Raw genomic sequence first — 9,099 nt, 5'->3', positions numbered from 1 at the left:
CGTGATAATTTGGCGAACTCATCTTCAAACCTCCATAATTAATGTTCATATAAATTCTCTCCAAGATTTATCACTTTAATCAACTACAGAGCCTAGATTTAAAACAAAAAATATAAAAACTATCTCAAATCAAAGACTTAAGATAGTTTTTATATTATAAATTTTTATACTGTTATAAACTGAAATAAACTGATATAATGATACACTGATTTGTAAAAAATTACAATAATTATCTATTATACTTGCTCTTATAAATTATTAATTATGTTTTCAACAATTTTATTAAATATGTTTTTAAATTCATCTTGATGCTCTTCACCTTTTGATAAATTGCTTATACTACTTATCATAGGTAATTCACCTAAAAGATTTAAATCTAGATTTTTCAAGAACTTTTCTGTATCTTCTCCATTAAATAATTTAATTTTTTTATCGCAATCAGGACACTTAATATAACTCATATTCTCAATAACACCTAAAACTTTTATATTTAATTTTCTAGTCATATTAACTGCCTTTGCAACTATCATAGATACAAAATCTTGAGGAACAGATACCATTACTATTCCATTTATCGGAATATCTTGCATTACAGTTAGTGCTACGTCTCCTGTTCCTGGTGGCATATCAACAACTAAATAGTCTAATTCTCCCCAAATTACATCTGTCCAAAACTGCTTAACCATTCCACCAATCATAGGACCTCTCCAAATTACAGGATCTTCTTCATTCTCTACTAGCAGATTTAACGACATAACCTTTATTCCTTCTTGAGATTCAATAGGATATATATTTTTACCATCCGCCATAGCTTTTTGTCCTGTAATTCCAAGAAGTCTTGGTATACTTGGCCCTGTAATATCTGCATCTAAAATCCCTACTTTATATCCTTTTTCCTTTAATTGTCTTGCTATTAAAGTAGCCATGGATGATTTACCAACGCCACCTTTTCCACTCATAACTCCAATAATTTTTTTAACATTGTTTAAAGGATTATTCTCAACTCCACAATTTCCTTTATCTTTACTGCATCCACCATTGGATGGACATGTATCACATGTTGACATAAAATCATCTCCTCATTATTATTGGTATTTACTAAATTTATATTACTGCTGTTTTAAATTGTTGTCAAATGCCAATAATGAAATTTATTATAATCCTATATGAATAAATTATATTTTTGTCTAGCATATTATAAAATTAAAATATAACATCTAAAAATTACTGTAATAATCCCTAAAGGACAACGACTTCTAAGTATCAAATAAATTGATACTTAGAAGTCTATTAGTAATCTTCAGGGGAAGAAAAACTCCCTCTAAAGCAAAGAACTATGTTTATATCATTAAAACATTTAATTTTATTCCCAAGTTTCACTACAGTAACTACATAATCTTTTATTGTCTAAACAATCCCTATTACCACATCGTATACATTCTTCATATCCTTCATCATAATAAATAATTTCATTTTCAAAATTATATTCTTCTCCTAAATTGTCTTCTGGTAATACATAATTATTCATCATATTTTCCTCCTAATTTTAATATTCCTTACTCCATAGAATTTAATAATATATTTTCCTGTTTTTAATATATTTATACTTAACAAACCATTTATAATATAATTCACTAATATGAAATATCAAGAATTCCAGAAATTATTAAATGGCTTATTTTCGCTAGTTACTAATAGCAAAACTTTTAATTTATTATGTAATAAATTGTTGGTTTTTGTAGTTATAACGTTTTCTAATAGACTGATTTTATTTATTTTAATTTATAATAAGAGTTATATACTAATATTTATTATGTTATCCTATATAAGGAATTGTTGCGTATTTTCACGCAACTATAACTATCACAAAATTCATTCATAAACATGAATTGATTTCACAGTATATAAGGGGGATTACAATGAGAAAGACTAGATTTCTCAGTATCGGACTATCTTTAATACTATCCTTGTCTTTAATTGGATGTAGTTCAAAAAATAGTTCTACTAATACTGAGTCCAAAACAAATGAAACTGCTCAACAACAAATAAAGGATGGAGGAACAATGATATTTTCTGCTAGAACTGATCCAAGTTGCCTAAATCCTTTTTTTCAACAAAACAGAGTTACTTATACAATAAACAATGCTTTATTTGATCCACTATATGTAGTTGATAAAGATGAAGTAAGATATTACTTAGCAGAAAGTATGGAAACTTCTGAAGATAAACTTACATATACATTAAAATTAAAAGATAATTTAACATGGCATGATGGTACAAAAATAACAGCAGATGATGTTATTTATAGTGTAAATGTAGCTAAAGATGAAAGTCAGGGAATTGATGCTAGACAAACTTTTGTTATTGATAAAAAAGAAGTCCAAGCTAATAAAATTGATGACTTAACTGTTGAATTTAAACTTCCAAATACCTTTGCACCATTCTATATATCAATTGGAGATTTTAAAATAATTCCAAAACATATCTTTGAAGGTGAAAGCAATTTAGCAGAATCAGATAAAAATAATACTCCAGTAGGTTCTGGTCCTTTTAAATTTAAAGAATGGAAAAAGGGTGAAATGGTAACCCTAGAAAGATTTGATGATTACTATTTAGGAAAACCTCATTTAGATAGTGTGGTTTATAGAATAATTCCAGATGATAATACTTCAAAAATTGCTTTTGAAAATGGAGAAGTTTCTGCAGCATACTTAGCTGAAGATAAGTTTGAAACTTTCTCATCAGATGATAGGTTTAAAACTCATTCTTTTGATGAAGGAATGCTAAACTATATTATACTTAATGAAAAAAATGAAAACTTAAGTAAAAAAGAAGTTAGACAAGCTATATCCTATGCCCTAAATAAAGAAGAGATTTTAAAAACATCCTATACTAATTTAGAAAACACTGAAAAAGCTTACTCTATTTTAACTCCAAACACAAAATTCTATACTGATGATGTAGAAAAATATGATCAAAACTTAGAAAAAGCAAAAGAGCTTATGGAAAAGTCTGGTGTAGGTAATATAAAATTGAATTTTCAATACACTCCAAAAGATAGCAAAATTGCCATGGTTGTTAAACAACAACTTTCTACTATCGGCATAGAAGTAGATGCTCAGCAAATAGATGACAATGTATACTTCTCAAAAATCCTTGGAGAACAAGAAAGAGATTACGATATACTTATAAATGGATATGTAATGGGAAATGATCCAGATGGATATTCTAGTGCTTATATGTCTAGTGGTAGCTTTAATGCTCAATGTTATAATAACAAAGAACTAGACAAGTTGTGGAAGGATGGAGCTTCTCAATCAGATGATGCAAAGAGAAAAGAATTATATGAAAAAATTCAAAAGACCATAGCTGATGATGCTGTAGTATACCCATTATATTATTCAAAGTCATTAATCGGAGTTGATGCTAAATTTGGTGGAATTGAAGATGCAAAATTAGTACCTATATATATGTTTGAAGATTTATCAAAAATATATATGATTCAACAATAAAAATATATTTCTATGGCTCATTTACTCTTTTCGGGTACTTGAGCCATTTTTACATAAGTTTTTTACATAGAAAGGATAATATTATGAAAAATACAATTACAAAGAGAATTTTACAAGCTATTCCGATGCTTTTATTTATATCCTTTGTATCTTTTTTACTTATGAATCTGGCTCCAGGAGATCCAGCTCAAGGATATATAACCCCTAAAATGTCAAAGGAGCAAGCAGATTTAATAAGAGTAAGTCTTGGATTGGATAAGCCTATGCTAACTAGATATTTCTTATGGCTAAAAAATGTATTAAGTGGTGATTTGGGTTACTCCTTAGTTTCTAGACAAGCTGTAGATAGTGAAATTTCTTCAAGATTTTTTGCTACCCTTGGACTTATGGGTTCTTCCCTACTTCTAGCTATTTTAATATCAATTCCCCTAGGATTATATACAGGAATGCATAGAAATAAATTCTTAGACAGATTTACAAATATATTAAACTATATTGCAATCTCTATACCTAGCTTTTGGTTTGCAATGATATTGCTTTCAATATTTTCTTTAAAATTAAAGTGGCTTCCTAGTGTTGGTATGAGAACTATAGGTGTAACTTCAACATTAGATGTTATAAAACACGGGATATTACCTACTATAGTACTCAGTTTTTCTAATATAGCTGTTCTTACAAGATATGTACGTTCTTGCACTATAACAGAACTAAAGCAAGATTATATTGTTACCGCAATTTCCAAAGGTGCAAGTAAGAATAGAATTCTATTTAAACATATCATGAAAAATGCTCTTCTTCCAATGATAACAATTCTTGGAATGAGCTTACCATCTTTAGTTTCTGGTGCATTTATCACTGAAACTATCTTTGGATGGCCTGGTATGGGGAGACTTGGCATTAACTCAATAAAAGCCTTAGATTATCCAGTTATAATGGCTATGACTTTAGTTACCTCAATAATGGTTGTTATAGGAAATCTACTTGCTGATATTAGTTATGTACTAGTAGATCCTAGAATACGTAGGGGGGATGAAAATGTTTAGTGTTAGATTTAAAGATAACTTTATAAGAGAGCTTAAAAAAAATAAATTAGGAATATTTGCTTTAATATGCTTAACATTAATAATTATTTTATCTGTTTTTGCATTTTTGACTCCTTATAATCCCGATACTATTAATATGAGTAATCAATTTATTTCTCCAAATTTAAAAAACATATTTGGAACAGATGAACTCGGAAGAGATTACTTTACTAGAGCTTTATATGGTGCACGAATCTCCTTAATAGTAGGTGTACTCTCTATGATGGTATCTATATTCATCGGCACCCTAGTTGGTGCTATAAGCGGACTATTAGGAGGCAAAGTTGATGCTATTATAATGAGAATAATAGACATGTTAATGAGTATACCTCTATTCTTTTTACTACTAATAGTAAATTCCTATTTAAGACCAAGTATAGCTAATATAATAATTATTATAGGTATATTTGAATGGATGAGTATCGCTAGAATAGTCCGTTCAGAAACATTATCTATAAAAGAAAGAGATTATATTCTATGTTCTAAAGCGTTAGGCAGCAATAATATAAAAATAGTAAAAACACATATAATACCTAATGCTATTTCCACAGTAATTGTTGCAGCTAGCATAAATATAGCCGATGCTATACTTATGGAATCTTCATTGAGTTTTTTAGGTCTAGGAGTACAACAACCAATGGCTTCTCTCGGAAGTATGCTTCAAACTGCTCAATCTAGGATTGGTGATAAGACTTACTTAGCAATTTTTCCAGGTCTTATGATACTATTAATTGTATTAAGCTTTAATGTTCTTGGTGATATCTTGAGGGTAGCATTAGATCCATCTCAAGGAGAATAAAATTAAAAGAACATTTAGAATCCCTAGATATATAAAAGAAGCCTGGGTTAAATTACCACTAACCTAGGCTTCTTTTGATATATTATAAATAAATATTCCATAATAATTCTTAATAAGTTCTTATTTTAAGTTTTTGTTTCCCATAAATGTTAGTCCTATCATTCCTTGTCCAGTGTGAGTTCCAATTATAGGACCTATAGTACTAATAATAATATCTTTTACGAGTTCCTTTTCTCTAATAATATTAGCAAGATATTCAGCTCTTTCTAAGCTATCTGCATGACCTATGATAATAGTTTGTTCCTTTAGGTTTGCACCATCTTCTAACATCTTATCCAGTAATTTCTCCAAGGATTTTTTGTCTCCTCTTACTTTAGACACATTCACTAACTTTCCCTCATAGTCAACACTCAATACAGGCTTTATCTTTAAAGTTGTCCCAATAATTGCTTCCACTGAAGAAATCCTTCCACCTCGTTTTAAGTGATGTAAATCTTCAACTGTAAACCAGTGACAAGTATTATTTCTATGTTCTTCTATCCACTTCACCAATTCCTCAATGGCTAAACCTTCTTCTTTTTTCATTACAGCATTATATACTAGAAGCCCTTCCCCAACTGAAGCTGAAAGAGAGTCAACTGATATAATTTTTCTTTCAGGATATTCCTCTTTAAGATCTTGTATCACTAATTGAGAGTTATTATATGTTCCACTAAGTCCTGAAGAAAATGCTATATATAAAATATCCTTTCCTTCCTTCAGCAGCTTTTCAAAGCACTCTCTATAAGTAAAATAATTTATCTGTGTTGTAACAGAAGTATCACCATTTTTTAGTCTCTCATAAAATTCATGGCTTGTCATTTCTCTCTCATCAGGATAGTGTGTATAAGTTATATTTTCCATATCAAAGGCCATAGGTATAATGCCTATATTTATTTTCTCTATAATATTAAGAGGTAAATCTACCGTTGAATCTGTAATAATAACATAATCTTTCATATATTCTCCTCCTTTATAATTCACTTTTCCCATACTATATGCGCCTAAAATACTATTTTAACATTTTTTAAGCCTAATGTATATGAATAGATTTCTCAATTCGTTCATATAGTAACTAATTTTCTTGTGTTAAAGCTATATAAAACTTATTTATATTAAATTATACTCATAGGTAAGCTCTATATGTTCCTTTTCCACTTCAATTAAAGCTTCGAAAACTCTTTTTACATTTTCATCGCATACTTCATTCTTATATCTTTCATAATAGTAAACAGCATGCTCTTCTCTTTCCTTTGCCAATTTCAAAAGTGCTTCGTCACTATCATACTTGTCATAGTTTATTTTAGTCAAAGCAGGTATTTTAGTAAAACCTCCTAATCCCATATGAACCTTTGAATGAAAAATTTCTATTTTCGATAGAGCCTGAAAAGCCTTAGAAACTTCTTCACTCTTTGCTTTTTTAGCTGCTTCTTTATAAAACTCTCCATTAAATATTTCAAGCTTAACGGCATGGTCTAAAATTCTTAATGTGTTTATATCTAGCTTCTTACTATCTACTTCAATAACCTCATCATCACCACTTAAATAAATACTGCTTACTCCACAGAACGGACAGTATACTATGTTACTTATAGAATTTTTATTTATAAAAGCAAATGAATTAAAATCGTAATTCTTCTCATTAATATTCATTCCACATATTTTACACTTCATATTAACTCCTCCTAAACTCAATATACATTTTACCATATGTTCAAAATATTTAAAAATAAAAAACCTTTAAAACATGTTAAATTAATTTTAATATGTCAAAGGTTTTTTATTAATATTTTATAATTTTATATATAGAAAAATATACCTTCAATTTCCTTTATTATGTAGATTCAATATTATTCTTCATCACAAGCATGATCTAGCATGTCTAAAACATAGTTAGGGAGAGCAAAAGATCCCACATGTAAGTCTGTATTATAATATTTAGTCTTTAACCCTAAAGAGTTCCATGCCTCAGCATTTAAATCTTTTACAGGATCATACTTTTTAGATGCGAATCCAAATAACCAATGTCCTGAAGAGTAAGTTGGAATATGCACTTGATATACTTTACCTATTGGGAAGGATTCTTTTATACGCTTATGAGCTCTCTTCATAGAACTAGCATACATTTCATAATAAGGACTTTCATGTTGATTTACTAAAATTCCTTCTTCATTTAATGCATCGTAACAATCTCTATAGAATTCTTTTGTAAATAAGCCCTCTCCAGGTCCTATTGGATCAGTAGAATCTACTATTATTAAATCATAGTAATTTTTCTTATTTTTAACAAATTTAATACCATCTTCAAAGTATAAGTTTACTCTTTCATCCTTTAGTTTACTTGATGTTATCGGAAAATACTCTAAACATACATCAACTACTTTTTTATCGATTTCTACCATGTCTATTTCTTTTATTGTATTGTATCTTGTTAGCTCTCTGATTGTTCCACCATCTCCAGCTCCTATAACTAAAACTTTTTCAATCTTAGGATTTGTAGCCATAGGAACATGAACTATCATATCATGATAAATAAATTCATCCTTTTCTGTTATCATAACTATTCCATCTAAAGTGAAAAATCTTCCGAATTCCTTTGTCTCAAATACATCTATTCTTTGAAAATCACTTTTTCCAGCATATATTTGCTTGTCAACCTTTATTGAAAACCTAACAGTCTCTGAGTGATTCTCAGTATACCATAACTCCATTTTTCATCCTCCTAGTTAATATAATATTATTCATTATAAACATTCTTACCACTAAATATTTCTATCATTTCTTTTCTAAGTGCATTACTTATATTAAGTCTTTCTCTTGGTAAAAATTCATGAGTATCTTTTTTAAATAGGTAGTTCTGTAAATCAATTTCCTTTATAAGCATTTTAGTATGAAATATATTTGTTTGATACATGTTTATATCCATAGCATCATACTTTTGCAAAGTCTTATCATCAATGTAATCTTGAATTGATTTAATTGGTGTATCTATAAAACACTTTTTACCATTAATGTCACGAGTGAATCCTCGAACACGGTAATCAATGGTAATTATATCAGAGTCAAAACTGCTAATTAGATAATCTAATGCATTTAGCGGAGAAATTTGTCCACAAGTAGATACGTCTATATCTACTCGAAAGGTTGCTATAGAATTATCTGGATGATATTCAGGATAAGTATGTACCGTTACATGACTCTTATCCAAATGTGCAACAACAGTCTCCTTAGTTTTTAAAATATATTTACCACTATTACATGATTCATCTATTACTCCATCCCCTAAAGGTTCCTCAGAAATTAATATGGTTACACTTGCACCTTGAGGATCATAGTCCTGCTTGGATATGTTTAACACATGAGCACCAATAATATCAGTAACATCGCATAATATTTTAGTTAATCTTTCTGAATTGTATTGCTCATCAATATAATCTACATACTCCTTTTGTTCTCTTTCACCCTTTGCATAGCAAATGTCATAGATGTTAAAACTTAGTGTCTTAGTAAGATTATTAAAGCCATATAATTTGATTTTATTCTCCATTCTTTTATATACACCTTTCCTTTAGATGAAATTCACTGAGTAAATTTTATTAGGAGTTGTTGAATTTGTCAATAAAAATTTAAAATATAATTATTATATTCTGATCGATTTATGATAATG

9 protein-coding genes are annotated in these 9,099 nt (G+C 28.8%); 3 read left to right on the top strand and 6 right to left on the bottom strand.

Translation table 11 applies throughout. From position 1 onward, the window contains the following. Positions 1-248: 248 nt before the first annotated feature. Entirely contained in the window at positions 249-1,067 is an 819-nt protein-coding gene (locus B3J31_RS01270) for an Mrp/NBP35 family ATP-binding protein (protein WP_346868180.1), read from the bottom strand. Between the two features lie 296 nt (positions 1,068-1,363). Next, positions 1,364-1,531, bottom strand: a complete 168-nt coding sequence (locus B3J31_RS01265; protein ID WP_346868179.1) for a hypothetical protein — start codon at positions 1,529-1,531, stop codon at positions 1,364-1,366. 388 nt (positions 1,532-1,919) lie between these two features. Between B3J31_RS01265 and B3J31_RS01260 the strand changes: the two genes are divergently transcribed. The 3 genes from B3J31_RS01260 to B3J31_RS01250 all read left to right on the top strand — a co-directional run bounded on the left by B3J31_RS01260 (position 1,920) and on the right by B3J31_RS01250 (position 5,393). Beyond that, complete coding sequence (locus B3J31_RS01260) at positions 1,920-3,512, top strand: ABC transporter substrate-binding protein (protein WP_346868178.1); 1,593 nt, start codon at positions 1,920-1,922, stop codon at positions 3,510-3,512. 83 nt (positions 3,513-3,595) lie between these two features. Further along, positions 3,596-4,555 (top strand): ABC transporter permease, encoded by a 960-nt coding sequence (locus tag B3J31_RS01255; protein ID WP_346868177.1) that lies wholly within the window; start codon positions 3,596-3,598, stop codon positions 4,553-4,555. Further along, on the top strand, positions 4,548-5,393 hold the full coding sequence (locus tag B3J31_RS01250) for an ABC transporter permease (protein WP_346873561.1): 846 nt from the start codon (positions 4,548-4,550) through the stop codon (positions 5,391-5,393). The genes B3J31_RS01255 and B3J31_RS01250 overlap by 8 nt, the downstream gene beginning before the upstream one ends. 120 nt (positions 5,394-5,513) lie before the next feature. Here the strand turns inward: B3J31_RS01250 and B3J31_RS01245 are convergent, their stop codons facing one another. From B3J31_RS01245 to speD, 4 genes are all read right to left on the bottom strand, one after another. Then, positions 5,514-6,392, bottom strand: coding sequence for a DegV family protein (locus tag B3J31_RS01245; RefSeq protein WP_346868175.1), 879 nt, complete (start codon positions 6,390-6,392; stop codon positions 5,514-5,516). A gap of 150 nt (positions 6,393-6,542) precedes the next feature. Then, a complete protein-coding gene (locus B3J31_RS01240; protein ID WP_346868174.1) occupies positions 6,543-7,106 on the bottom strand; it encodes a ferritin family protein in 564 nt (187 codons plus the stop codon). A gap of 176 nt (positions 7,107-7,282) precedes the next feature. Continuing rightward, a complete protein-coding gene (gene speE / locus B3J31_RS01235; RefSeq protein WP_035134950.1) occupies positions 7,283-8,143 on the bottom strand; it encodes a polyamine aminopropyltransferase in 861 nt (286 codons plus the stop codon). A gap of 26 nt (positions 8,144-8,169) precedes the next feature. Beyond that, the gene (gene speD / locus B3J31_RS01230) at positions 8,170-8,979 is read right to left on the bottom strand and encodes an adenosylmethionine decarboxylase (protein ID WP_035134951.1); all 810 of its coding nucleotides are present in this window, start codon (positions 8,977-8,979) and stop codon (positions 8,170-8,172) included. Positions 8,980-9,099 lie beyond the last annotated feature (120 nt).

It is taken from the genome of Clostridium sp. UBA5988 (assembly GCF_002435615.1).
Classification (GTDB): domain Bacteria; phylum Bacillota; class Clostridia; order Clostridiales; family Clostridiaceae; genus Clostridium_J; species Clostridium_J sulfidigenes.
The sequence above is the reverse complement of the archived record's forward strand: the minus strand, read 5'-3'. Positions and strand labels throughout refer to the sequence as shown.